We start from the raw sequence: 25,971 nt of genomic DNA, 5'->3' as shown, positions 1-25,971 counted from the left end.
CAGTTGCGAGCCATTATCATCCAGCGCCTTCTCGCTACCCGTCGGGTAGCTGTTTCAATGTGTCACCCGAGGCGCCCATGTACCGTTTTTCGTTTCACCGCCCCCTGATCGCCATCAGCCTGGGGCTTGCTGCTCCTGGCGTGTTTGCCGCGCTGCAACCCCTGGCCGAAGCACCGCTGGCCAGCGACACCGAGCTGCACTGCCACTTCAACCGCGACGCCAGTACCGACTGCACCACCACCTATCGCTATACGATTCTCAAGCCGAGCGGCCGCGAAATGCTTTCGCGCATCGACTTCGATTATTCCGAAGGCGACACCTTTGAAGTGATCAGTGCACAGTCCACCCAGCCCGGCGCCAAGCCGGTGGCGCTGGACGCGACGCAGATCGACACCCGCACCGCGCCCAACCCGGACCAGGGCTTCAGCCGCAACAAACAGACCTCGCTGGCCTTCCCCAACCTGCGCGTCGGCACGCAGATTCGCTACACCGTACGCGAGCACCACGCCGCCAAGCCCTTGATGACCCAGTTTCACTACGTGCTCAAGTTCGGCGCCAGCCCGGCGCGGCGCGACCGATTCAAGGCGCGGTTTACCGCAGAGCGACCGATACAGTGGCGCAGCGAACTGTTCGAGGGTTTCAGCGTAACGCCGTCGCAAAATGGCAAGACCCTGGACGTGGTGCAAAAGGCTCCGACCTACCTCAATTACATCAACGAAGCCTCTAACGCCGCGTTGCTGCGCATCCCGCGTATCGAGGTAGGCAGTGCTCTGGAGCGCCAGGCGTACTTCGGGGCGTTCGCGCAGCGCTACAACCAGATCCTCGGGGCCAACCTGCCGTCGCAAAGTGCTGCTGCCGTGGTCGCCGTACGCGGTTTGGCGCCGGCTGAACAGGTCGCCGCGTTGATGCAGCACATCAACGATCACTACCGCTACCTGGGTGATTGGCGGGCGACAGAGCGCGGCTATGTGCCCTTCAACCTCGCTGAAATCGAACAGCACGGTTACGGCGACTGCAAGGACCTGGCAATCCTGCTGACCGCCTTGCTCAAGGCCAGTGGCATCAAGGCTGAAACTGCGTGGGTCAGCCGTGGCGATGTGGTGGAGTCACTGTTGATCCCAGGCACCCAGGCGCCGAACCACGCCATCGTGCGCGCCGAAGTGGACGGCCAGGTGTGGTGGCTGGACCCGACCAACCCGGTGTTCGCCCCCGGCCAGGTCATGCCCGATATCCAGGACCGCTGGGTGCTGGTCAACGACGCCCAGGGACAGGTGCGCGAGGAACATATCCCGCTTGAAAGCCCCGAAACCACCCTGCGCCTGGACAAACAGGTGCACTACGACAAACAAGGCGATGGAGCGACCCAGGCCACGATCACCTTCAGTCGTCTGCCGCTGATGCAACTGAGCGTCGCCGACCGCCAGCAAGGCAGCACCGCCACCGACCAGGACATCTGCGCCAACTTCGGCAACGAGATCAGCGACTGCCAGATCACCCGCCCGGCCACCGGCTTTGTGGTGCATGACGGCTATACAGTCACGGCCAAAATGAATGATCAACGTGCGCTGGAAAAGCTGGCGAATGACTACGTATATAGCGATGAATCGCTCAAGGGTCGTTGGGATGGTTTTATCAACTACCGCCGCCAAGGGCAGCAGGCCGAGCTAGATCTGGGCAACCCGCAAACCCATGACTACAGCATCACCCTGAGCGGAGGGCGGATGGAAAAAACCATCCCGGGTTGCCAGGTGCGTTCGCCGTGGTATGACTTGGATCTGCAGGGTTCGCAGAAGAATGGCGGGCTGCGTTATCACTATCGCCTGAGCCAGAAGGTGCGTTGGTTGAGCCGTGATGAGATTGTCAGCAAGGCGTTCGGGAAAATGATCGAGGATGCACGGGCTTGCGCGGAGCAGGTGCATCAGGTGGTGAAACTCTAACCCCTCTGTTGGGCAGGCCTGGCATCAGGCCTCGCCCAACAACAACCCCTGCTCCCGCGCACACAACTCCACCACGTAATCCCACAACACCCGCAGCCGCACCGATTTGTGCAACTCCCGGCGCGAACTGATCCAGTAGCTGCGCTGGATCCCCTCACCTGGCAGCAACGGCACCAAGTCCGGATCGCCCGACGCCATAAAGCACGGCAACACCGCAATCCCCAACCCGGAGCGCGCCGCCTGGTGCTGGGCGATCACGCTGGTGCTGTGGAACACCACCTTGGGGTTGCGGCAGAAGCTGCTGAGGAATTTGAGTTCCTGGCTGAACAGCAAGTCGTCCACGTAATCGATCCATGCATGCGTGGCGAGGTCTTCGCGTTTTTCAATCGGCGGGTTGCGCTCCAGGTAGGCACGGCTGGCGTAGAGGGCCAGGCGGTAGTCGGTGAGTTTGCGCGTGACCAGTTGATCGACGCTGGGGCGTTCGAGGTGGATGCTGATCTCCGCTTCGCGGTTGAGGATGCTGACAAAGCGCGGCACCGCCACCAGTTCCACTTCCAGTCCGGGGTAGCGATCAAATAGCCCGCCCATGCGACTGGCCAGGAACATCACGCCCAATCCCTCGGCCACGCCGAGGCGGATCTTGCCCAGGGGCGCGGCGGAGTGGGTCAGTTCGTCTTCAGCCAGCAGCGCGACGTTTTCCATGGCTTCGGCGTGCTTGAGCAAGGCCTCGCCGGCGGGCGTCAACTCGTAGCCCTGCGCGTGCTGCACGAACAGAGCAGTGCCGAGGCTTTTCTCGATCGCCTCGATGTGCCGCGCGACGGTGGCGTGGGTGGTTTTCAGGCGTTGCGCGGCGGTGAGCAGGCGGCCGCTGCGCTGCAGCTCCAGAAAGTACCGCAGGTCATTCCAGTCGAACATGACGCCTCCATTGCATGAAACTCGACCACGCTGTTTAAAAACGCACAGCAGCTGGGTAAAAACTAACATTTTTAAGACGAAAACTAACAACTAGGATGGAGCCAATAAGAAAAACAAGCGAGGCCTCAGATGCCCATTGCAACTGCTGAATACGATTACATCGTCGTAGGCGCCGGCCCCGCGGGCTGCCTGCTGGCCAATCGACTGTCCGCCAACCCCGCTCACCGCGTGCTGCTGCTTGAAGCCGGCGGCCGCGACAACTACCCCTGGATCCACATTCCCGTCGGCTACCTGTTCTGCATCGGCAACCCACGCACCGACTGGTGTTTCAAGACCGAAGCCCAGGAAGGCCTGCAAGGCCGTGCGTTGAGTTACCCTCGGGGCAAGGTGCTGGGCGGCTGCTCGTCCATCAACGGCATGATCTACATGCGCGGCCAGGCCCAGGATTACGACGGCTGGGCGGCAGAAGGCAACGCAGGCTGGGCCTGGAAAGACGTGCTGCCCCTGTTCAAGCAAAGCGAAAACCATTTTGCCGGCGGCTCGGAGTTCCACAGCGATGGTGGCGAATGGCGCGTCGAGCAGCAGCGCCTGCACTGGCCGATCCTCGATGCCTTTCGTGATGCGGCGGCGCATAGCGGCATTGCCACCCTCAACGACTTCAATACGGGCGACAACGAAGGCTGCGGCTACTTCCAGGTCAACCAGAAGGCCGGCGTACGCTGGAATGCAGCCAAGGCGTTTCTCAAGCCGGTCCGCCAGCGCCCCAACCTCACGGTGATGACCGAAGTGGAAGTCGACCGCGTACTGCTGGAGAACGGCCGCGCCTCCCAGGTAATCGGCCGCCAGCAGGGCCAGCAGATGAGTTGGAAGGCACGCAAGGAAATCGTGCTGTGCGCAGGCTCCGTAGGTTCACCGGGTATTTTGCAGCGTTCGGGAATCGGTCCGTCCAGTGTGCTCAAACCCTTGGGCATCGACGTACTGCATGAACTGCCGGGCGTTGGTGGCAACTTGCAGGACCACCTGCAACTGCGGCTGATCTACAAACTGGAAAACGCGCGCACCCTCAACCAGATCGCCGGCACGCTATGGGGCAAGATGGGCATGGGCCTGCGCTACCTGTATGACCGCAGCGGCCCATTGTCGATGGCGCCCAGCCAGCTCGGCGCATTTGCCCGCTCGGGTCCGGAACAGACCTCGGCCAACCTCGAATACCACGTACAGCCGCTGTCACTGGAGCGCTTTGGCGAACCGCTGCACGCATTCCCGGCGTTTACCGCATCGGTCTGCGACTTGCGCCCGCAAAGTCGCGGACGCATCGACATTCGCTCGTCCAGCCCGGCGGATGCGCCGCTGATCCGCCCCAATTACCTGAGCCACCCAGAAGACTTGCGCGTAGCCGCCGACGCGATCCGCCTGACACGCCGCATTGTTGCCGCACCCGCCCTGAGCCAATTCAAACCGGTGGAATATCTGCCGGGGGATGCGCTGCAAACCGAAGCGCAACTGCACGAAGCTGCCGCGCGTATCGGTACTACTATCTTCCATCCGGTCGGCACCTGCCGCATGGGCAGCGATAAAGATGCGGTGGTCGATGCGCAACTGCGGGTGCATGGCGTGCCGGGCTTGCGCATTGCCGATGCGTCGGTCATGCCGCGTATCACGTCCGGCAATACCTGTTCACCGACGCTGATGATCGCGGAAAAGGCCGCGCAGCTGATCCTTTCGCCGAATACAAGGAGTCTCGCCCCGGAGAAAGAACTGGTTCATGCAATCTGAATAGCGGCGCCAGACCTGGCGCCGACAGTGGAACAACAATAAATAATCACTGTGAGGGCTACCCGATGTCAGAACATGCTCAACCCCTGGGCTCGGCGGTCAACAGCGCCGTTACCCGCAACGACTCAAAGAAGGTCATCTTCGCCTCGTCCCTGGGGACGGTGTTCGAATGGTATGACTTCTTCCTCTACGGCGCCCTGGCGGCGGTGATCAGCAAGCAGTTCTTTGCCGGGGTCAACGACACCACGGCGTTTATCTTTGCCTTGATGGCCTTTGCCGCCGGCTTTGTGGTGCGGCCGTTCGGCGCGCTGGTGTTTGGCCGCCTGGGCGACATGATCGGGCGCAAGTACACCTTCCTCGTCACCATCATCTTGATGGGCGTGGCGACCTTCTGTGTCGGGCTGTTGCCGACCTACGCGAGCATCGGCATTGCGGCGCCGATCATCCTGATCGTGCTGCGCATGCTGCAAGGTCTCGCGCTGGGCGGTGAATACGGCGGCGCGGCGACCTACGTGGCGGAACATGCGCCTGCCGGCAAACGTGGCTTCCACACCAGTTGGATTCAATCCACTGCGACCCTCGGCCTGCTGCTGTCACTGCTGGTGGTGTTGGCCTGCCGTTACTTCACCGGTGACCAGTTCGAAGTGTGGGGCTGGCGTATTCCGTTCCTGTTCTCCATTGTGCTGCTGGGTATTTCCACCTGGATACGCATGAGCCTGCATGAGTCGCCGGCGTTCCTCAAAATGAAAGAGGAAGGCAAGGCCAGCAAGTCGCCGATCCGCGATTCATTCGGCAAATGGGAAAACCTCAAGATCGTGCTGATCGCCCTGTTCAGCATCAACGGCGGCCAGGCGGTGACCTTCTACGCGGCGCAGTTCTATGTGCTGTTCTTCCTCACCCAGTTCCTGAAGATGGACCCGGCCCTGGCCAACATGCTGTTGATCATCAGCGTGGTGATCGGCGCGCCGTTCTTTATTTTCTTCGGCTGGCTGTCGGACAAGGTCGGGCGCAAGCCAGTGCTGATGCTCGGCCTGCTGCTGGCGACCGCGCTGTACTTCCCGATCTTCAAGAGCCTGGCGCACTACACCAACCCGGCGATGGACCAGGCCAGCAACCAGGCCCCAATCACCGTGCTGGCCGACCCGGCCACCTGTACCTTCCAGTTCGACCCGGTGGGCAAGGCCAAATTCGACAGCCCGTGCGACAAGGTCAAGACCTTCCTGGTCAAGCAGGGCCTGCCTTACAGCAGCGCCGCCGCACCGGCCGGCAGCCCGGTGCAGGTGAGCGTGGGCGACGTGCGGATCGACGGGTTTGACGAAAAAGCCCTGCGCGGCGCCGTGACCCTTGCCGGTTATCCGTCTTCGGCGGATGTGGCCCAAGTCAACAAAACCATGGTGGTGGTGCTGATCGTGGCGCTGATCCTGATCGCCGCCATGTGCTACGGCCCGCTAGCCGCGTTGATGGTGGAATTGTTCCCGACCCGCATTCGCTATACCTCCATGTCCCTGCCCTACCACATCGGCAACGGCTGGTTTGGCGGGTTCCTGCCGACCGTGTCGTTCGCGCTGGTGGTGTACACCGGCGATATCTTCTACGGCCTGTGGTATCCGGTGGTAGTGACAGGGGTGAGCCTGATCGTGGGGCTGTTCTGCCTCAAAGAAACGCGGCATGTGGATATTGATAACAATTGAATCAGCTTTAAGGGGGATAGCTGCAAGCTTGCAGCTTGCAGCTTGAAACTTATAGCTGTACATCCATCCAGATAAAGGTTGATCAAACCTCTTCTTTTGCCCATGCTTCAGCCCATTCAACGGTGTAACGAACGGGCTGAGCATGCGGCTGTACCTCTGTGAAAAACCTTCCCAGGCCAAGGATATTGCGGCTGTACTCGGTGCCAGTCGCCGGGGCGATGGCTGCTGGCTGGGCAATGGCGTCACGGTCACCTGGTGCATCGGCCACCTGCTGGAAACCGCCCCGCCTGACGCCTACGACGAGAAGTACAAGCGCTGGGTGCTGGCCGACCTGCCCATCGTCCCGGAAAAATGGAAGATGCGCGTCAAGCCCAAGACCGCCAGCCAATTCAAGGCGGTCAAGCGTTTGCTGGGGGAAGCCCAGGAACTGGTGATCGCCACCGACGCCGACCGCGAAGGCGAGATGATCGCGCGTGAGCTGGTGGAGCATTGCCGCTATCGTGGGCCGATCCAACGGCTGTGGCTGTCGGCGCTGGACGACGCCTCCATCCGCAAGGCCCTGGCCGCCCTCAAGCCAGGCGCCGAGACCTTCAGCCTGTATCACTCGGCCTTGGGCCGTTCCCGCGCCGACTGGCTGATCGGCATGAACATGAGTCGCCTGTTTACCTTGCTGGGGCGCCAATCCGGTTATCAGGGCGTATTGCCTGTGGGTCGGGTGCAAACGCCGACCTTGCGCCTGGTGGTGGACCGCGACCGCAGCATTGCCGATTTTGTACCGGTGGCGTACTGGGCCATCGATGTCGACCTGCGCCACAACGCCATGACCTTCACCGCCCAGTGGCGCGCGGCCGAGGATGCCTGTGATGACCAGGGCCGCTGCCTCAACCCGCAACTGGCGCGAGACGCCGCCGACGCCATGCGCAACGCCGCCACCGCGCGGCTGGTCAAGCTGCGTACCGAACGCATGCGCGAAGTGGCGCCCCTGCCCTTTGACCTCGGCACCCTGCAGGAAATCTGCTCCAAGAAGCTCGGCCTCGGCGCCCAGGAAACCCTGGATATCGCCCAGTCGCTGTATGAAACCCACAAAGTCATCACCTACCCGCGCAGCGATTGCGGCTACCTGCCGATGAGCCAACACAGCGACGCACCGAAGATTCTTGCTGCGTTGGGGCGTGCTGATACGGCGGTGAATGAACTGATGCCGTATATCGACCCGCAGCGTCGCTCGCGGGCGTGGAATGACGCCAAGGTCAGCGCCCACCACGGCATCATCCCGACCGGCGCCGGCAAAGATGTAGGGCAACTCACCGGCAAGCACCGTGCGGTGTACACGTTGATTCGTGCGCGCTACCTGGCGCAGTTCCTGCCCAACCACGAATACGATCGCACCCAGGCGGACTTCGAGTGCGCAGGCCAAGCGTTGCGCGCAGTGGGCAAAGTGGTCATCGAACCGGGCTGGAAACGTGCCCTGCCCGAAGCCCTCGCGCCAGCAAAAGGCCGCGAAGCGCCAGCCCCACAAGCGTTGCCGGCATTGGTGCAGGGCCAGGATTATGCCGTGGCCAAGGTCAACCTCAAGGACCTGTGGACCCAACCGCCCAAGCCCTTTACCGAAGGCGACCTGATCAAAGCAATGAAAAACGTCGCCAAGCTTGTGGAAGACCCGCTGCTCAAGCAAAAGCTCAAGGACACCACTGGCATCGGCACCGAAGCCACCCGTGCCGGCATCATCCAGGGCCTGCTGGACCGTGGCTACCTGGTGAAGAACGGCAAGGCGCTGTCGGCCACCCCGGCAGCGTTCAGCCTGATCGACGCCGTGCCCCGCGCCATCGCGGACCCTGGCACCACGGCGATCTGGGAGCAGGCGCTGGACATGGTGCAAAGCGGCGAAATGAGCCTGGAAGAATTCGTCGCCAAACAAGCGGCCTGGATGAGCAAGCAGGTGGCGCGTTGCAATGGCCTGCGCATGACCATCAGCGGCCCCGCCAGCCCGGCAGGACGCGGCGCCGCGCCATGGAAAAAGAAGCGCAAGAGCGCGCCACGCAAAACCACAGCCGCCCCCAAGCGGGCGAAAAAGCCGACAAATGCCGGGTAAATCCCAAAAAAATCCGGCGAATGACGTTTTTCGACGGGTTTAGCGCCGCTTTGGACCTTGCTCCCGCGCGGGCCGTCTAGGATTCTGTAAGGGGAGCCTGACTAACTAACAAAAACCGGAGTGGCCGCCATGAAAACCGTTGCACAAGTGCTCAAAGCCAAGGACCAGAAAAACCAGGAAGTCCATGTCATCAAACACGACCACACCGTGTTTGAAGCACTGGTCCGGATGTCGGAGAAAAACGTCGGGGCCTTGCCGGTCGTCCAGGATGGCGTGGTGGTAGGCATCATCAGCGAACGTGACTACGCCCGCAAAATCATGCTCAAGGGGCTTTCGTCGGTCACCACAAAGGTGCATGAGGTAATGAGCTCTCCTGTGATCACCGTCGACACCCATAAAAAGGTCGATGAGTGCATGAACATCATGACCGACAGTCACCTGCGCCACCTGCCGGTGGTCGAAGACGGCAAACTGCTGGGCCTGCTCTCAATCGGTGACTTGGTGAAAGAAGCCATTGCCGACCAGGCTGACCTGATCAAACAGCTGGAGCAGTACATCCGCGGCGAATAGGGGAACCCATGCTCGACACGCTGGAACATCAAGAGGACCACCTAGACACCCTGTACCGGGCCATGGCCGAGCGGCGCTTTCTGGTGTTGACCGGCGCCGGGATCAGCACGTCGTCGGGCATTCCCGATTACCGCGACAGCGAAGGCGTGCGGCGGGGCAAAGCGCCAATGATGTACCAGGAATTCCTCGCCACCCCGCAGGCGCGGCGCCGTTACTGGGCGCGAGCGATGCTGGGGTGGCCGAGGGTCCGCATTGCGCAACCGAACAAGGCGCACCAGGCGCTGGCGACACTGCAACAACGCGAGCGCATCAGCGGGTTGATCACCCAGAACGTCGATACCCTGCACGATCAAGCCGGCAGCCACGACGTCATTGAACTGCACGGCAGCCTACATCGAGTGCTGTGCCTGGATTGCCAGTTGCGCAGTCAACGTGACGCGATCCAGCGGCAGATGGAAATCGACAACCCCTATCTGTCGCAAGTCCACGCGGTGCAGGCGCCCGATGGCGACACCCTGCTTGATCCCGTCTTTGAACAACACTTCCAGGTCCCGCGCTGCCCCCACTGCAATGGCGAGCGCTTGAAACCGGATGTCGTGTTTTTTGGCGAGAACGTAGCGCCGGCAACAGCGGCCAGGGCGATGGCTGCGGTAGAGCATGCCGAGGGGTTGCTGGTGGTGGGGTCGTCGCTGATGGCCTATTCGGCGTTTCGCCTGTGCAAGGCCATGGTCGAACAGGGCAAACCCGTCATTGCAATCAACTTGGGCAAGACCCGAGGGGATGAGCTGTTACAGGTGAAGATCGAAGCCGAGTGTGAGCGATTGTTGCCCTTGCTGACAGAGCGATTGGCCTGATATCTGCCTGACCTGCACCTCCAGAAAATGACGCCCAAGTCACGTTTTCCCGCATTCTCCCGTCCCCACGGCGATTTATGTAGTGATCAAAAATAATCACTACATAACCGTTGACGTAACCTTTTTGTCCTTGCATTATCGAGACGTCTCCCGGATCGGGAGCGTTGGCAACAAGCGTTTTGAACAAGCTCGTCTGACCGCCGAGCTGTTTTTTCCGGATGTGCACTGCCCACAAGGCGGATTGATGAAGCTGACCGGCCCGAAGGGCTCGGTACAAGGCGCTCAAATGCGGCTTGTCTTCGTTATGAAAGCATTGCGTAGCAGTTCATCAGCAAGACTACATGCATCAGGTTCAAGACCCTGCCCGTATTCGGCAGACAGTCGCTGACGCCCGGTTTTCGCAACCGGAGACAACTAAAGATGTTTTAACGAACCAACTGATAGATCGCCAACTGGTCAAGGGGCTTACACATGAATCTGAACAACCAACCAACTATCGATGAATTGGCTGAGATGTTCGCAGCGCAGAAAGACACACTCGACGACCATATCCTGTGGATTGGCAAATCGGGCGAAGTGCAACTTGACTGCCTGGAGCCCAATACCGAAGAGGCTGAGTTCGACCGCAATCACCGTGAGCTGGCGGCACGCCTGAGGGTTTACCGTCGGGGTCAGGGTTATGTCGGCAAGAAAGCCGCCGCCGATCGCAACTTTATCGAGCAGGTATTCCACACACTTAATACCGAATGGCAGAACCTCAAAGGCCAATCGCACGTTAAAGTGATTGATAGATACTGCTGATAACACCGCATTAAACATTTAAGCCCGCTTGTTCATTCAAGCGGGCTTTTTAATGCCTGAGTTACAACAATGCCGGAAACCGCCCCTTTGTCGCTTCATCGCGGAAAATATCAAACAACACCTGCGCCGCTGCCGAGAGTTCATGCCCTGGCTTGGTCAGCACACCAATCGGCCGTTCGATCACCGGATCGGTCAAGGTGATGCAGTGCGCGCCCGCCTCTTCCATCTGCCTTGCGCACAACGCCGGTACCGCGCTGACGCCCAAGCCACTCGCCACCATCTTGCCCACCGTCGCCAACTGATGGCTTTCCAGGGCTACCGGCAGCTTCATCTGTAGCGCGCCCAAGTGCTCTTCCAACATCACGCGTACCGTAGACGGCCGTTGCAAGGTGATGAACGGTTGTTCCAGCAAGGTTTTCCAATCGATCTCGGCACAGTGTGCCAACGGCGAATCACCCGGCACCACGGCGATGAAGCGGTCGAGATACAACGGCGTAAACGCCAGTGATGAACCTTCCGCAGGCTCAAACGCCACGCCCAACTCCACCTGCCGGTCGCGCACCATCTCCAGCACCTGCTCATTGATCAAGTCATGCACTGTCACATTCACCTGCGGGTAACGTGCGCGGAATATCTTCAGGATCGGTGGCAGCAGGTTGCCCGCAAAAGACGGCATCGCTGCCACAGTGACTCGCCCGCGTTGCAGTGTGAATCGCTGGCGCAGTTCGTCTTCGGCATTGTCCCAGTCGGCAATCAGCCGGCGCGCCAGGGGCAGCAAGGACTCGCCTTCGGGCGTCAGGGCAACGTTGCGGGTATTACGGCTGAACAGGCGCCCGCCCAGGCCTTCTTCCAGCCCCTTGATGGTCAGGCTCAGCGCCGATTGAGAGAGGTGCAGGCGCTCGCAGGCGGCGGCAAAACTCAGGCTCTGGGCCACGGCGAGAAACGCGCGCATCTGTTTAACGGTCATGACGCTACTCCAAACGGTCGGGCGACTATGCTGTTTTTTAAATCAATCAACCCTAAAAAACAACTTAACAAATCAATCAGCCGGAGCAACACTCGGTTCATTGGCTGGCCCACAAACAATAAAAGAGGTGCATATGGCAGGTTTCGATAAACGCGTGGCGTCCTACGAGGAAGCACTGGCAGGCCTGGAAGACGGCATGACCGTACTCTCCGGCGGTTTTGGCCTGTGCGGCATTCCGGAAAACCTCATCGCCGAGATCAAGCGCAAAGGCACCCGCGACCTGACTGTGGTTTCCAACAACTGTGGCGTCGACGGTTTCGGCCTGGGCGTGTTGCTGGAAGAAAAACAGATCAGCAAGGTGATCGCTTCCTACGTCGGTGAAAACGCCCTGTTCGAGAAGCAATTGCTCAGCGGCGAAATCGAGGTGGTGCTGACGCCCCAAGGCACCCTGGCCGAGAAAATGCGCGCTGGCGGCGCCGGCATCCCGGCCTTCTTCACCGCGACCGGCGTCGGCACCCCGGTGGCCGAAGGCAAGGAAACCCGCGAGTTCAACGGTCGTCCGTACCTGATGGAAGAATCCATCACCGGCGACTTCGCCATCGTCAAAGGCTGGAAAGCCGACCACTTCGGCAACGTCATTTATCGCCACACCGCCCAGAACTTCAACCCGTTGGCCGCCACCGCCGGCAAGATCACCGTGGTCGAAGTCGAAGAAATCGTCGAACCGGGCGAGCTGGACCCGGCGCAGATCCACACCCCTGGCATCTACGTCGACCGGATCATCTGCGGCACGTTCGAGAAGCGCATCGAACAGCGCACCGTACGCAAATAATCCGCCTCCAGCCCGAACAATAAGGACACATAAAAATGGCTCTTACCCGCGAACAAATGGCTCAACGCGTCGCCCGCGAAATGCAGGACGGCTTCTACGTCAACCTCGGCATCGGCATTCCGACCCTGGTGGCCAACTACATCCCCGAAGGCATGGAAGTGATGCTGCAATCGGAAAACGGCCTGCTGGGCATGGGACCGTTTCCGACCGAAGACACCATTGATGCCGACATGATCAACGCCGGCAAACAGACCGTTACCGCACGTATCGGCGCCTCGATCTTTTCCTCGGCCGAGTCCTTCGCGATGATCCGAGGCGGCCACGTCGACCTCACTGTACTCGGTGCGTTCGAAGTGGACGTAAATGGCAACATCGCTTCGTGGATGATCCCCGGCAAGCTAGTCAAAGGCATGGGCGGCGCCATGGACCTGGTGGCCGGTGCGGAAAACATCATCGTGATCATGACCCACGCTTCCAAGGATGGTGAATCCAAGTTGCTCAGCCAGTGCAGCCTGCCGCTGACCGGTGCCAACTGCATCAAGCGTGTATTGACCGACCTGGCCTACCTGGAAATCGAAAATGGCGCTTTTGTCCTCAAGGAACGCGCACCTGGCGTCAGCGTTGAAGAGATTGTGAGCAAGACCGCCGGTAAACTGATCGTCCCGGACCACGTTCCAGAAATGCACTTCCAGTGAGGACAGATCTCATGCAAGACGTCGTGATTGTTGCTGCCACCCGCACCGCCGTGGGCAGCTTCCAGGGTTCGCTGGCGAACATTCCGGCTCCGGAACTGGGCGCTGCCGTGATCCGCCGCCTGTTGGAACAGACCGGCCTCGACCCGGCCCAAGTGGATGAAGTGATCCTCGGCCAGGTGCTCACCGCCGGCTCAGGCCAGAACCCGGCGCGTCAGGCTTCGATCCTCGCCGGCCTGCCCCACGCCGTGCCGAGCCTGACCCTCAACAAAGTCTGCGGCTCCGGCCTCAAGGCGCTGCACCTCGGCGCCCAGGCCATCCGTTGCGGCGACGCCGACGTGATCATCGCCGGCGGCATGGAGAACATGAGCCTGGCTCCGTACGTACTGCCCGCTGCGCGCACCGGTTTGCGCATGGGCCACGCCAAGATGATCGACAGCATGATCACCGACGGCCTGTGGGATGCATTCAACGACTACCACATGGGCATCACCGCCGAGAACCTGGTGGACAAGTACGGCATTAGCCGTGAAGCCCAGGACGCGTTCGCTGCGGCGTCCCAGCAAAAAGCTGCCGCCGCTATCGAAGCAGGCCGCTTTGTCGACGAGATCACCCCGATCCTGATTCCCCAACGCAAAGGCGACCCTGTGGCCTTCGCCGTGGATGAACAGCCGCGCGCCGGCACCACTGCCGAGTCCCTGGCCAAACTGAAACCGGCGTTCAAGAAAGACGGCAGTGTCACCGCCGGCAACGCCTCCAGCCTCAACGACGGCGCCGCTGCGGTACTGCTGATGAGCGCCGACAAAGCCAAGGCCCTCGGCCTGCCGGTGCTGGCGCGTATCGCCAGTTACGCCAACGCGGGCGTCGACCCAGCCATCATGGGCATTGGCCCGGTCTCCGCAACCCGTCGCTGCCTGGACAAAGCCGGCTGGAGCCTGGGCGACCTGGACCTGATCGAAGCCAACGAAGCCTTCGCCGCGCAATCCCTGGCGGTGGGCAAAGAACTGGAGTGGGATGCAGAGAAGGTCAACGTCAACGGTGGCGCCATCGCCATCGGCCACCCGATCGGCGCCTCAGGCTGCCGCGTGCTGGTGACCCTGCTGCATGAAATGATCAAGCGTGATGCCAAGAAAGGCCTGGCAACGCTGTGCATCGGTGGCGGCCAGGGCGTCGCGCTGGCACTCGAACGCAGCTGATTGTAGTGAGCGGACTTGTCCCGCGCCGGACTGCACAGTAGCCCTGAATTAAAGAGCAACACCGAAAAGGCCTGGTTCCACGAAAACCAGGCCTTTTCTTTATGGTTTTCACTGAGGTTGCGGCACCGCAAACACCGCATTCGCCCGTGCCACCACCTTCTCTCCCACCTGCAAGCTCACCGTGGCAAACGCCATCTGCCGCCCCCGCTTGTGATGCTCCAAGCGCACCACAATCCACTCACCCACCTGCACCGCCCCCAGATAATCCAAGGTCATGCTCGCCGTAATCAACGGCAGCGGCGGCTCACTGGAAAACGCCATCGCGTACCCCATGCCGATATCCGCCAGGGTCGCCAACACCCCGCCATGCACGGTGCCGCGTCCATTGGCGTGGCGATTGTCGGCGCGCAGGCCGATCTCCAGTTGCAGGCCCTCCCCTCGGCAATACGCCGGGCCGAGCAGGTCCAGCAACGGGCTGCTGCGGGGCAGCGAAACAAAACCTTCAGGCACGGCGTGAGCGATCATGGCGGATTCTTCCCTGGAGTGAAGATTGAGATGTACGCCTCGCCGCAAGCGGCAGCCATGACCATCCACCGCGCAAATCCCCCGCGATGCTTTGCGTTAATCCACCAGACCCGCTTTAATCGCCGCATTGACCCCTTCAAGGAACTGCAATGCGCCACCTGGACGGCAAATCCCAGCCACTTCGTGCCCCCTTTTTGATGCTGCTGGCCGGCCTGGCGTTGGTCGGCTGCTCGCCCAGTGACCACTCCCGTGCGCGGGTGATCAACGGTGAACAAAGCCGCGCCGGCGCACAACTGGCTTATGAGCATGAACTGAGCCTGGCCCTGCCCGGCGCCCTGCTTGCGCCGCGCATACAGGCCACTCGCGAAGCCTGCGAAACCGCGCGCTTTGGCGCCTGCAATATCCTCGGCATCACCGAAAACGACAGCGGCGGCCAGATCATCCTGCGCATCGCGCCGACCGGCGTAGAGCCGATGGTGGCGATGGCCGCCGAAGGTGGCAAACTCGGCCAGCGCATCACCACCGCAGAAGACCTGGCCGATGCCGTTGCCGATGTGCGCCGTCGCCAGGACCGCCTGCAAGCCCAGCAACAACGCCTCGACGAGCTGGCCAAGCGCAAGGACATCACCGTCAGCGATCTGATTGCCCTGAGCAAGGAACAGGCGGGCATTGAAAACGAGCTGCAGGAACTGGCACAGGTTGCCGCCGGCCAGCAACGCCGCCTCGACACCAACCGTGTGACCCTGAATTTCCGCTCCTCTGATGGTGCGAACCAACAGTCGAGGTTCAGCCGCATGTTCAGCAACTTGAGCGATAACCTGGTAGACGGCACTGCCGACGCCCTGGAGCGCTCGGCCTATGTGCTGCCGTTCGTGATCCTGGCGTTTCCGGTGGTGTGGTTGTGGGTGTGGTTGTGGCGCCGCTTCGTCAAGCGCCGCACTTGATCAGCGCTTCATGCACCGCTGATAACGTTCATCCACCCGCTTGGCGAACCAGGCGGTGGTAAGGTTGCGGGTGATCTTAGGGCTCTTGAGCACGATGCCCGGCAGGATCGCCCGTGGCATCGGCTTGCCCGCCGCCTTGTCGGCCAGGGCAAACACGCGTTTGTAGAGCGTGGTGTCCTCGAAATCCAGTTGCTCGCCCTGCTCCAGTTGGCTGCGGATGCTGGGGTTGCGCATGTCCAGCTTCGCGCCCAATGAACGCACCGCCAGCTCGGTAGTGCCCGGCAGCAGTGAACCGTAACGAATCAAATCCCCATCCAGCGCCAGTTCGGTGCCCGAGGCACGGCTGACGGCAGCCTGGAACGCGGCATTGCGGCTGGCGTACCAGCCGGCATTGAAGTCGGCAAAGCGGTACAACGGCTGGTCATAATTCACCGGGTAACCGAGCAAATGCGCGATGCCGAAATACATGCCGCCCCGGCGGGTGAAGACTTCGCGACGAATGGTGCCGTCCACTGTGTAGGGATAACCGCGCGCCTGCTTCTGCGCAAAGTCGATACTGACCTGCATCGGCCCTGCGGTATGTACCGGGTTGAAACCACCAAACAGCGTGTTGCCCAGGGGCACCATGCTGATGAAGTCATCGAAGATGCCGCTCAGGTCTTTCTCCGTTCGTGCAGCGCTCAGGCGATCGGCGTAAGTCTTGCCGGTAGGCGAACGCAGTTGCAATGCGCTGCGGACCACAAACGCCGGTACGTGGACTTTCCCGGCGCGCCGCAGGATTTCATCCTGGGCGATCTTGCCCATGTTCGGCACGGGTGGGTCGACCTGGTAAGTGGACTCCTGCTCGGTCACCGCCAACACGGCGCAGATGTTTTCGGTGCTGGGGTAGATTTTCTGGGTGTCGAAGGCGGTGTAGATGTCCTGGGCCCACCCCTTGCGGTCGGGCACTTGGGCGGGGAGCAGCCGCACGATCTGCGCTTTCACCTCGGCTTCGCTGCGCTCCGGCTGTTGCGGGTTGCGTGTGGTGGAGCAACCGGCCAGCACCAGCAAAGTGGCAAGGCAGAGGATCAGGCGGCTTGAATACATGGGGCTTCCTTGGATGACGGCGGGCCGGATAGTGCTGATATCGACCGGTAAGTGTAAGCAGGGTTCGCCCAGCAGGTGCGCTCGCCACTCACCCGCAAACGTGACAGGATCTGTCATCGACCATTCGTACACGGAGTTTGAATGCCATGCTCAGTCTCAACTTCCTCGTCACCTGCCTGATCGTCGTGCTGATTCCCGGCACCGGCGTGATCTTTACCGTGTCCACCGGCCTCACCGCGGGCAAGCGTGCCAGTGTATTCGCGGCGTTGGGCTGTACCGCCGGGATCGTCCCCCATTTGCTGGCGTCCGTTCTCGGCCTGTCCGCCTTGCTACACGCCAGTGCGCTGGCATTCGACATGCTCAAGTACGCAGGCGTCGCCTACCTGCTGTACGTAGCGTATGCCACTTGGCGCGATCAATCGGTCTTTGCGGTCAGCGACACACCGGTCCACACAAGTGCGCGGACCCTGATGTTGCGCGGCCTGCTGATGAACATTCTCAACCCGAAGCTGACCATCTTCTTCCTGGCCTTCCTGCCTCAATTCGTCACGCCTGGCAGCACGGCGCCAGCCCTGCAAATGCTGGTGATGAGCGCTGTATTCATGGCAATAACGTTTGCGGTGTTCGTGGCTTATGGCCTGCTGGCCAATATGTTCCGCCGCGCGGTGATTGAGTCGCCACGGGTGCAGAACTGGCTGCGCCGCAGTTTTGCGGCGGCTTTTGCGGGGTTGGGGTTGAACCTGGCGTTTGCGCAACGCTGATAAACACTGCAAAAAATGTGGAAGTCCCCCACTACCTCTGATGTAGCGCTGTCGCGCAGAAAACTGGGCCTCAGTGGCGAGCGGGCTCGTCCCGCGTCGGGGTGCAAAGCACCCCTAATGAAGTCGGATGCGGTGCCTCAGGCACTCCTCTGCGCCTGGTTTTGGGGCTGCTGCGCAGCCCAACGCGGGACAAGCCCGCTCGCCACAGAATGACGACCACCTGAAATGGCTTATGCAAGACTCATATTTCAAGACTGGGCTCTAAATGCCAGCCAACGCCAGGTCCATCGCAAAGTAGGTGAAGATCAAGTCCGCACCCGCGCGCTTGATCGATCCCAACGTCTCGCGCACTACCCGATCCTCATCAATCGCACCCGCCTGGGCGCCGAACTTGATCATCGCGTACTCACCGCTCACCTGATACGCCGCCACCGGCAGGCGTGAGGCTTCGCGGATATCGCGGATGATGTCGAGGTAGGCACCGGCGGGCTTGACCATCAGCGCGTCCGCGCCTTCCTGCTCGTCCAGCAACGATTCGCGCACGGCTTCGCGGCGGTTCATCGGGTTCATCTGGTAGCTTTTGCGGTCGCCCTTGAGCGCGCTGCCGCCCGCTTCGCGGAATGGGCCGTAGAGGGCCGAGGCGAATTTGGTGGAGTACGCCATGATCGGGATATGGGTGAAGCCGGCATCATCCAGGGCGCGGCGGATCGCCTGGACCTGGCCGTCCATCGCCGCCGAAGGCGCAATCACGTCAGCACCGGCACTGGCGGCGGCCACGGCTTGCTTGCCGAGGTTGACCAGGGTCGCGTCGTTGTCGACATGGGCACCGTGCATCACGCCGCAATGACCATGATCGGTGTACTCGCAGAAGCAGGTGTCGGACATCACGATCATCTCCGGCACGGCGTCCTTGATGATCGAGGACATGCGCGAGACCAGGCCACGTTCCTTCCAGGTGTCGCTGCCGCTGGCGTCCAGGTGATGGGACACGCCAAAGGTCATCACCGACTTGATGCCGGCGCGGGCATAGCGCTCGATCTCGCCGGCCAGTTTCTTCTCAGGGATGCGCAGCACGCCAGGCATGCTGGTGATGGGCACGAAGTCGTCGATTTCTTCTTCGACGAAGATCGGCAGCACCAGGTCGTTCAGGGTGAATTCGCTTTCCTGGAACAAACCACGCAGCTCCGGGGAGCGGCGCAGGCGGCGTGGGCGGGCTTGGGGGAACTGGCTGGTCATGGCTTTCCTATCAGAAGGCAAAAATCTTTGGGGCGAAAGCTTATGCCCCTTGGCCCCGGCAGCACAAACGCCGAGGGGCCAACAGTGTATTGCGCCGCCCGTAACAATTCATTGATCTAGAGCTGCAATCGCCCTTCGATGCACACCGCCACAGCGCCGCCCACCCAGATTTCATCGCCCTGGCGCTCGACGCGTATCCGCCCCGCTCGTCCGATGGCCGTGCCCTGGCTGACCACATAGCGGTCAGGCGCCAGGCCTTCGGCCAGCAGCCATTGGGCGACACCCGCGTTCAGGCTGCCGGTGGCCGGGTCTTCTTGGGCGCCGTCACCCGCGATAAAGGCACGGACTTCAAACTGTGCGTCCACATCGTCCCGCGTGGGATCGCAGGGAGCGATGACACCCACCGCCAAACCCAGCAGTTGCGAATAGGCCGGTTGAAGCTCCAGCACTTGATCTCGGTCCGACAGCATCACCGCCAGCCAGCCCGCGCCGTTGTCGACCCACTGGCTGCGCACAATGGCTTCCGGCGCCAAGCCCAGCGCCAGGCGCACGCGCTCGATCAACGAGGCCTCCACCGGCCCTGAACGCAATAACGGCGGCGCGATAAATGCCAGCTCATCGCCCTGGCGACGGATCCGTACCAGGCCGATTTCGCACTCCTGGATGATCTCTTCGCCTTTCGGGATCCCGCCGGCCTGCAGCCACGCGTGGCAACTGCCCAGCGTCGGGTGTCCGGCGAACGGCAGCTCCTTCAAGGTGGTGAAGATTCGCACGCGGTAGTCCGCTTTCGGATCACGCGGCGTCAGCAAGAACGTGGTTTCGCTGAGGTTGGTCCAGTTGGCGAAGTCCGCCATCTGCTGGTCCGTCAGGCTGTCGGCACCGAACACCACCGCCAGCGGGTTGCCCTTGAGCGCCACGCGGCTGAAAACGTCCAGCTGTTTGAAATCAAAAGTCGGCATGCTTCAACTCGGAATACTGAGGCCACGGATCACTGCCGGCCGAGCGACGAAACCGTCCAGCGCGCGCAGCACATTGGGGAAGTCGGCTATGCCCACCAAGTCGCCGGATTCGTAGAAACCGATCAGGTTGCGGATCCACGGAAAGGTCGCGATGTCGGCAATGCTGTACTCGTCGCCCATGATCCAGGTGCGACCCAGCAGGCGTTTCTCCAGCACGTCGAGCAAGCGCCGGGATTCGGCGGCGTAACGGTCACGGGGACGTTTGTCTTCGTAGGCCTTGCCGGCAAATTTGTTGAAGAACCCCAACTGGCCAAACATCGGGCCGATACCGCCCATCTGGAACATCAGCCACTGGATGGTTTCATAACGGGTGGCCGGGTCTTCAGAGAGCAACTGGCTGGTTTTTTCCGCCAGGTAGATCAGGATCGCGCCGGACTCGAACAGGGCCAACGGTTGGCCGCTGGGGCCATTGGGGTCGATGATCGCGGGGATCTTGTTGTTGGGGTTCAGGGACAGGAACTCAGGCGATAGCTGGTCCTGGGTCTCAAAGCTGACTTTGTGGGCTTCATAGGGCAGGCCCAGCTCTTCGAGCATGATTGAGACTTTTACCCCGTTGGGCGTCGGCAGCGAGTAGAGTTGCAGGCGCTCGGGATGCTGGGCGGGCCATTTGCTGTTGATCGGAAACGCGGCGAGTGGGTTCATCGCAAGTACCTGGGCAGAAAGCAACCATGATAGTCATCTGCCAAGCGTCCTGCATGGGTCATCAATACGCAACAACCGCTGGCTATTATCCCGCATGGGCGAACCAATAGGCCCGCGGGCACTCTTAAGTGCGCTCAAACGGTGAATGGAGGCAACGCGCTATATCGACAGGGAACACCGCAGGACGCCGGATGCGTCACTGGGGCCGGGCTTGTCCGCCTTAATCCGCTGCACTGAAGACTCGACACTAATGACCATCAAGCCTCTGTGCCTTGCGCTGCGCCTGAAACGATATTCATACATCATGTTGCCGCTGTTGTTGGTAGGCGGTGCTATCGGCCTGACCCTCGAGTCGCGCATCAGCAGCGCCGAGCCGGTAGATGGCGTGCAAACCCTGATCTTCCTGCGCCACGGCGAAAAACCCGCCGGCGGCCTGGGCCAGCTCAATTGCCAGGGCCTCAACCGTGCAATGAACCTGGCCACCCTGCTGCCGGAAAAATTCGGCAAGGCCGACTTCGTCTTCGCCGCCAACCCGACACGAAATGTGGAAGAAGGCGAGCTGGACAATTCCTATAGCTACATTCGCCCACTGATGACCATCAGCCCCAGCGCGATCAAGCTGGGCCTGCCGGTGAACATCAAGTTTTCCGCCAATGACACGAGCGACCTGGCTGACGAGTTGGTGGAAGACAAGTACCACAACGCAACCATCTACACCGCCTAGTCCCACGGTTACTTGCCGGAGCTGATCAACAAGGTGGCAAGCGAAGCGTCGGGCGAAAAGCACACCATCACCGACGACTGGTCCGGCAGCGACTACGACACGTTGTATGTGCTGACGCTGACCTGGCACAACGGCAAGGCTTCGCTGCTGAGCCGCAACTACAAGCAAGGCTTGAACGACGGCGACCAAAGCTGCCCCGAACCGACACAGGTGAGTGCCGATAGCTGACAGCGTATGATGCGCCGCTCTCGACTCATCTGCGGATCATCACCATGCCCAACCTCACCCCTTCCCAGCCCGGCCGTGGCTGGGCGTTCTGGTGGAAGCCTGCGCTGTTCCTGCTGGTCGCCTGCGTCGGGCTCTACTACGTAAAGTGGTCGCCCTACTACCTCAAGGCTTTTGTCGCCGCGGATAGCCACAGCATCGGCGGGTCGATCCTCAACGACCAGCAAAGCGCGCCCCTGGCCGCCGCTCTGGCCTACGCCCAGGTGTATTTCCTGGCGATCTGGAAAGCCGCCGTGCTGGCGGTGATCCTCGGCTCGCTCCTGCAAGTGCTGGTTCCACGGGATTGGCTGCTGCGTTTGTTCGGACGTGCCGGGCTCGGCTCGACGTTACGCGGCGGGCTATTCGCCCTGCCGGGCATGATGTGCAGCTGCTGCGCGGCACCTGTCGCGGCGGGCATGCGCCGCCAGCGGGTATCGGTGGGCGCGGCGTTGGCGTTCTGGATCGCCAACCCGGTGCTCAACCCGGCGACCCTGGTGTTCATGGGCTTTGTGCTGGGCTGGGGCTTCACCGCGCTCCGGCTGGTGGCGGGCATTGTGCTGGTCGTCGGAGTGTCGCTGGTGGCGCAACGTATTGCCGGTCCGGAGCAGGTGCCGGAAGCAGCGCTGGATGCGGTGGCCGAAGCCAGCGTCGTGGAGTCGCAACCGTTCTTGAGTCGCTGGCTGCGCACCTTGTGGCAGCTGTTCTGGAGCACGATTCCGATCTACATCCTGGCAGTATTGATACTGGGCGCGGCGCGGGTCTGGCTGTTTCCCCATGTGGATGGCGCCATGACCAACAGCCTGGTGTGGCTGGTGCCGCTGGCGATTGTCGGCACGTTGTTCGTGATTCCCACCGCCGCAGAGATCCCTATCGTACAAACCATGATGGCCCTGGGCATGGGCACCGGCCCGGCCGTGGCCTTGCTGATGACCCTGCCCAGCGTGAGCCTGCCGTCGCTGCTGATGCTGCGCAAGGATTTCGATACGCGGGTACTGGTGACGGTGGCCGGGCTGACGATGCTGGTCGGGGTCGCCTGCGGCTTGATCGGCGCCGCTATCCTTTAGCCTGGGCGCGCTCGCGCAGGTACGCCACCACGGCGCCCTGCTCGCCCGCAAATTCGATACGTGCGCCTTTGCTTTCACGTTGGAAGGCGTACATCGGGTCGTAATACTCCCGCAAAAGCCCTTCGATCCAGGCCCGGTGCAGGTCTACGGCACCGCTGCGGGCCTGTTCCGCCAGGGCGTCCTGCAGAATCGCCTGCAACCGCTGGTAACGCTCACCGCCCAGGCGCTTGTGGATATTGGCCAGGCTCTGAGTCAGGCGCTCGGCGAACAACGTCTGGCCGCGCTCGCCAAACACCTCGACGAATTCCGCACACAAGTCCACGACGTAATCGCGCAGGATCCGCTCGACCCGGCCTTCCACGCGGTCTTCCAACCACACCATCGGGAACGTCTGCATACCCTTGTGCAACGGCAGTGGCAACGCGCAACTGCCGATCATGCGGCTTTCATCCTCAACCACGAACTGCCCGATGCCGGCCGCGCGTTTCTTCAGCACATCCACCGCCAGGCGGTTTTCAAAATCGATAGTGGACGGTTGCGCCGTGGCGCGCTTGCCGAAGCTGGAACCACGATGGTTGGCGTGGCCTTCCAGGTCCAGGGCATTGCGCAATTGACCGAGCACCTCGGTCTTGCCGGTGCCGGTCATGCCGCCGAGCAACACAAAATCACACTGGGCCGCAGCCTGCTCAACGGTCTCCAGCAAAAAGGTGCGCATGGCCTTGTAGCCGCCGCCCACACGCGGGTACTCAACACCCGCCTCGGTCTTCAGCCATTGCTGCACGATCTGCGAACGCAGCCCGCCACGGAAACAGTAGAGGTAGCCATCGGGGTTGGCCTGGGCGAAACGTGCCCAGTGTTCGATGCGCTCGGCCTTGATTGCGCCGGACACCAGTTCATGCCCGAGCACAATGGCCGCCTGCTGGCCTTGCTGTTTGTAGCAAGTGCCAACGCGCTGGCGTTCGTCATCGGTCATCAGCGGCAGATTGACCACGCCTGGAAAGGCGCCCTTGACGAACTCGACCGGCGCACGGGTATCCATCATCGGCCGGTCGTTGAGAAAGATGTCGCGGTAGTCGGTGATATCAGTCGCCATCAAATCACCTCAACCGCGTGGGTCTGTCGCTCGACCAGTTCGCCGATAGGTTTCAGGACCAGGCCCAGCTCAGCCGCCACCCTGTGGAATTCAGCGTCGCCGTCTGGCGTGACGGCGATCAACAGGCCGCCGCTGGTCTGCGGGTCGCACAGCACACGCTTGTGCAATTCCTGAAGACGTCCGAGCTTGCTTGAATAGCTGTCGAAGTTGCGCAAGGTGCCACCGGGCATGCAGCCCTGATCCAGGTAGTCTTCGATCCCGGCCAAGCGTGGGACATTGCTGTATTCGATGCGCGCCGTCAGGCCGCTGCCATCGGCCATTTCCACCAAGTGGCCCAACAGCCCGAAACCGGTGACATCGGTCATCGCCTTCACCCCCGTCAACTTGCCAAAACGGCTGCCGGGCTTGTTCAGGGTGCACATCCAGTCCCGGGCCAGGCCGATATCCGCTTCGCGCAATTTGCCCTTCTTCTCGGCGGTGGTGAGGATGCCGATGCCCAGCGGCTTGGTCAGGTATAGCCGGCAGCCGGCGGTGGCGGTGTCGTTGCGCTTCATATGGCGCTTTTGCACGAGGCCGGTCACTGCCAGCCCGAAGATCGGCTCCGGGGCGTCGATCGAGTGGCCGCCCGCCAGGGGAATACCGGCTTCGTCGCACACGGAACGGCCGCCACGGATCACCTCGCGGGCAATCTCCGGCGCCAGCACATTCACCGGCCACCCCAGAATGGCGATGGCCATCAACGGATCGCCACCCATGGCGTAGATGTCGCTGATGGCGTTGGTGGCGGCAATCCGGCCGAAATCGAAGGGGTCATCGACAATCGGCATGAAAAAGTCGGTGGTGGACACCACGCCGCGCTCATCGTCAATGGCGTACACCGCCGCATCGTCGCGTGAAGCGTTGCCCACCCACAGCTTGGGGTCGAGGTGCTGTGCGCCGCTGCCGGCAAGGATCACCTCCAATACCTGGGGCGATATCTTGCAGCCACACCCCGCGCCGTGACTGTACTGGGTAAGACGAATCGGCTCGTTCATGTAGGACCTCACGCTATCAAGTGCGCGAATTCTAACAGACAGCAAAAGGCCGGCTGGACTCTTGTGAGTACAGCCGGCCTTTTGGTTTCAGCCGTTATTGCCGGGCAGCAAGCAAACGCTTGTGGCGGTTACGGCGGGCAATGTTCAAACATTCGATCGCCGCCGAGAACGCCATGGCCGCATACACGTAACCTTTAGGCACATGGGCGCCGAAGCCTTCGGCGATCAACGTCATACCGATCATGATCAGGAAGCCCAGGGCCAACATCACCACGGTCGGGTTGTCGTTGATGAACTTGGCCAACGGCTCGGCCGCCACCAGCATCACGATCACCGAGGTCACGACGGCGATGATCATGATCGGCAAGTGCTCGGTCATGCCCACGGCGGTGATGATGCTGTCGATGGAGAACACCAGGTCGAGCAACAGGATCTGGCCAATGGCCGCGGCAAAACCGATGGCCACGACGTTGCCGGCGCTGGTTTCCTTCTCTTCCGGCTCCGGGTCCATGCTGTGATGGATCTCGGTGGTTGCCTTCCACACCAGGAACAGGCCACCGGCGATCAGGATCATGTCCTTCCACGAGAACGCCTGGCCAAACACTTCGAACACCGGCGCGGTCAACTGCACGATGAACGCGATGGTGCTCAACAGACCCAGACGCAACACCAACGCCATGCTGATACCGATGCGTCGAGCCTTGGCCCGATGCTGCTCCGGCAGCTTGTTGGTGAGGATCGAGATGAAGATCAGGTTATCGATACCGAGCACGATCTCCATGACGATCAAGGTCGCCAGGGCAACCCAGGCGGTGGGGCTGGCGGCCAGTTGTAAAAGGTAATCCATAGGTCAGTCCTGACGTTCTTCGTGAATAAAAAGTGCGGGGAAATTAGGCTTCTTTGCTAGAAGATTCGCTTTCTTTGTCTTCCTGATCATCCTTTTTCTGCGGGTTGATCAGGCCGTTGGTCGCTTCACTCAATGCCTGCTCGGCGGCCTTGTGGGTGTCATCGATGGCTTGCTTGGCCGATTCAGTGGCTTTGCCCAGCACCTGCTGCGCGCTTTTCTCGACCTGATCGCAGCCGCTGATCACTACCAATGAAAGCGCAAGCAACGATGCCGCGCCCAGGGAATTGAGTTTCATGATGTCTTCCTCGTTAGAACCATTGGGTCCAAATAGTGGCCCCGCGATAGCGAGGCATTCTATGCAGATGAACAGTTCAGGAAAATTCGTATTTTTCTCGCGTATACTTCGATT

24 protein-coding genes and 1 pseudogene are annotated in these 25,971 nt (G+C 61.3%); 14 read left to right on the top strand and 11 right to left on the bottom strand.

The annotated features are described in order from the left end of the window. The first annotated feature begins 77 nt into the window (after positions 1–77). Positions 78–1,937, top strand: a complete 1,860-nt coding sequence (locus H096_RS25250; protein WP_033902061.1) for a DUF3857 domain-containing transglutaminase family protein — start codon at positions 78–80, stop codon at positions 1,935–1,937. Positions 1,938–1,961: 24 nt separating this feature from the next. Here the strand turns inward: H096_RS25250 and H096_RS25245 are convergent, their stop codons facing one another. Next, the gene (locus H096_RS25245; RefSeq protein WP_033902060.1) at positions 1,962–2,852 is read right to left on the bottom strand and encodes a LysR family transcriptional regulator; all 891 of its coding nucleotides are present in this window, start codon (positions 2,850–2,852) and stop codon (positions 1,962–1,964) included. Between the two features lie 129 nt (positions 2,853–2,981). Here H096_RS25245 and H096_RS25240 point away from each other — a divergent pair, with 129 nt between their 5' ends. From H096_RS25240 to H096_RS25215, 6 genes are all read left to right on the top strand, one after another. Beyond that, complete coding sequence (locus H096_RS25240; protein WP_033902059.1) at positions 2,982–4,628, top strand: GMC family oxidoreductase N-terminal domain-containing protein; 1,647 nt, start codon at positions 2,982–2,984, stop codon at positions 4,626–4,628. Between the two features lie 65 nt (positions 4,629–4,693). Next, complete coding sequence (locus H096_RS25235) at positions 4,694–6,319, top strand: MFS transporter (protein ID WP_033902058.1); 1,626 nt, start codon at positions 4,694–4,696, stop codon at positions 6,317–6,319. Between the two features lie 142 nt (positions 6,320–6,461). Next, positions 6,462–8,411, top strand: coding sequence for a DNA topoisomerase III (locus H096_RS25230; RefSeq protein WP_033902057.1), 1,950 nt, complete (start codon positions 6,462–6,464; stop codon positions 8,409–8,411). 129 nt (positions 8,412–8,540) lie between these two features. Then, on the top strand, positions 8,541–8,981 hold the full coding sequence (locus H096_RS25225; protein ID WP_016977364.1) for a CBS domain-containing protein: 441 nt from the start codon (positions 8,541–8,543) through the stop codon (positions 8,979–8,981). A gap of 8 nt (positions 8,982–8,989) precedes the next feature. Beyond that, entirely contained in the window at positions 8,990–9,835 is an 846-nt protein-coding gene (locus H096_RS25220; protein ID WP_033902056.1) for an NAD-dependent protein deacetylase, read from the top strand. Positions 9,836–10,306: 471 nt separating this feature from the next. After that, entirely contained in the window at positions 10,307–10,636 is a 330-nt protein-coding gene (locus H096_RS25215; protein WP_033902055.1) for a hypothetical protein, read from the top strand. Between the two features lie 61 nt (positions 10,637–10,697). Here the strand turns inward: H096_RS25215 and H096_RS25210 are convergent, their stop codons facing one another. After that, on the bottom strand, positions 10,698–11,603 hold the full coding sequence (locus H096_RS25210; RefSeq protein WP_033902054.1) for a LysR family transcriptional regulator: 906 nt from the start codon (positions 11,601–11,603) through the stop codon (positions 10,698–10,700). A 133-nt stretch (positions 11,604–11,736) separates the two neighbouring features. On the opposite strand from H096_RS25210, the gene H096_RS25205 reads away from it, so the two are divergent. From H096_RS25205 to H096_RS25195, 3 genes are read left to right on the top strand one after another with little or no spacing between them, the layout of a single operon-like run. Continuing rightward, on the top strand, positions 11,737–12,435 hold the full coding sequence (locus tag H096_RS25205) for a CoA transferase subunit A (protein WP_010211319.1): 699 nt from the start codon (positions 11,737–11,739) through the stop codon (positions 12,433–12,435). Between the two features lie 35 nt (positions 12,436–12,470). Beyond that, complete coding sequence (locus tag H096_RS25200; RefSeq protein ID WP_033902053.1) at positions 12,471–13,130, top strand: CoA transferase subunit B; 660 nt, start codon at positions 12,471–12,473, stop codon at positions 13,128–13,130. Between the two features lie 11 nt (positions 13,131–13,141). Beyond that, on the top strand, positions 13,142–14,323 hold the full coding sequence (locus H096_RS25195; protein ID WP_033902052.1) for an acetyl-CoA C-acetyltransferase: 1,182 nt from the start codon (positions 13,142–13,144) through the stop codon (positions 14,321–14,323). Positions 14,324–14,431: 108 nt separating this feature from the next. Here the strand turns inward: H096_RS25195 and H096_RS25190 are convergent, their stop codons facing one another. After that, the gene (locus H096_RS25190; RefSeq protein ID WP_033902050.1) at positions 14,432–14,848 is read right to left on the bottom strand and encodes a PaaI family thioesterase; all 417 of its coding nucleotides are present in this window, start codon (positions 14,846–14,848) and stop codon (positions 14,432–14,434) included. Positions 14,849–14,997: 149 nt separating this feature from the next. Between H096_RS25190 and H096_RS25185 the strand changes: the two genes are divergently transcribed. Continuing rightward, positions 14,998–15,792 (top strand): DUF4349 domain-containing protein, encoded by a 795-nt coding sequence (locus H096_RS25185; RefSeq protein ID WP_033902048.1) that lies wholly within the window; start codon positions 14,998–15,000, stop codon positions 15,790–15,792. Here H096_RS25185 and H096_RS25180 read toward each other — a convergent pair whose 3' ends face one another. After that, the gene (locus H096_RS25180) at positions 15,793–16,878 is read right to left on the bottom strand and encodes a DUF1615 domain-containing protein (RefSeq protein ID WP_033902046.1); all 1,086 of its coding nucleotides are present in this window, start codon (positions 16,876–16,878) and stop codon (positions 15,793–15,795) included. Between the two features lie 146 nt (positions 16,879–17,024). Between H096_RS25180 and H096_RS25175 the strand changes: the two genes are divergently transcribed. Continuing rightward, positions 17,025–17,639 (top strand): LysE family translocator, encoded by a 615-nt coding sequence (locus tag H096_RS25175; protein WP_033902045.1) that lies wholly within the window; start codon positions 17,025–17,027, stop codon positions 17,637–17,639. Between the two features lie 261 nt (positions 17,640–17,900). On the opposite strand, the gene hemB is transcribed toward H096_RS25175, so the two are convergent. From hemB to H096_RS25160, 3 genes are all read right to left on the bottom strand, one after another. Further along, on the bottom strand, positions 17,901–18,875 hold the full coding sequence (gene hemB, locus H096_RS25170; RefSeq protein WP_033902044.1) for a porphobilinogen synthase: 975 nt from the start codon (positions 18,873–18,875) through the stop codon (positions 17,901–17,903). A gap of 116 nt (positions 18,876–18,991) precedes the next feature. Beyond that, positions 18,992–19,834 (bottom strand): PhzF family phenazine biosynthesis protein, encoded by an 843-nt coding sequence (locus tag H096_RS25165; protein WP_033902043.1) that lies wholly within the window; start codon positions 19,832–19,834, stop codon positions 18,992–18,994. A gap of 3 nt (positions 19,835–19,837) precedes the next feature. After that, a complete protein-coding gene (locus H096_RS25160; RefSeq protein ID WP_033902041.1) occupies positions 19,838–20,536 on the bottom strand; it encodes a glutathione S-transferase N-terminal domain-containing protein in 699 nt (232 codons plus the stop codon). A 250-nt stretch (positions 20,537–20,786) separates the two neighbouring features. Between H096_RS25160 and H096_RS25155 the strand changes: the two are divergent. Further along, positions 20,787–21,488: pseudogene (locus H096_RS25155) on the top strand (histidine phosphatase family protein). A 44-nt stretch (positions 21,489–21,532) separates the two neighbouring features. Beyond that, positions 21,533–22,588 (top strand): permease, encoded by a 1,056-nt coding sequence (locus tag H096_RS25150; protein ID WP_033902040.1) that lies wholly within the window; start codon positions 21,533–21,535, stop codon positions 22,586–22,588. Here the strand turns inward: H096_RS25150 and mnmH are convergent. From mnmH to H096_RS25130, 4 genes are all read right to left on the bottom strand, one after another. Further along, the gene (gene mnmH / locus H096_RS25145) at positions 22,578–23,681 is read right to left on the bottom strand and encodes a tRNA 2-selenouridine(34) synthase MnmH (RefSeq protein ID WP_033902038.1); all 1,104 of its coding nucleotides are present in this window, start codon (positions 23,679–23,681) and stop codon (positions 22,578–22,580) included. The two genes, H096_RS25150 and mnmH, sit on opposite strands and share 11 nt — an antisense overlap. Further along, positions 23,681–24,715, bottom strand: a complete 1,035-nt coding sequence (gene selD / locus H096_RS25140) for a selenide, water dikinase SelD (protein WP_033902037.1) — start codon at positions 24,713–24,715, stop codon at positions 23,681–23,683. The genes mnmH and selD overlap by 1 nt, the downstream gene beginning before the upstream one ends. A 94-nt stretch (positions 24,716–24,809) precedes the next feature. Continuing rightward, the gene (locus tag H096_RS25135; protein WP_010211333.1) at positions 24,810–25,562 is read right to left on the bottom strand and encodes a TerC family protein; all 753 of its coding nucleotides are present in this window, start codon (positions 25,560–25,562) and stop codon (positions 24,810–24,812) included. Between the two features lie 43 nt (positions 25,563–25,605). Further along, positions 25,606–25,857, bottom strand: a complete 252-nt coding sequence (locus tag H096_RS25130; RefSeq protein ID WP_033902036.1) for a hypothetical protein — start codon at positions 25,855–25,857, stop codon at positions 25,606–25,608. Positions 25,858–25,971: the final 114 nt, after the last annotated feature.

The organism is Pseudomonas sp. FH1, assembly GCF_000510895.2.
GTDB classification, from domain to species: domain Bacteria; phylum Pseudomonadota; class Gammaproteobacteria; order Pseudomonadales; family Pseudomonadaceae; genus Aquipseudomonas; species Aquipseudomonas azotoformans_A.
The sequence above is the reverse complement of the archived record's forward strand: the minus strand, read 5'-3'. Positions and strand labels throughout refer to the sequence as shown.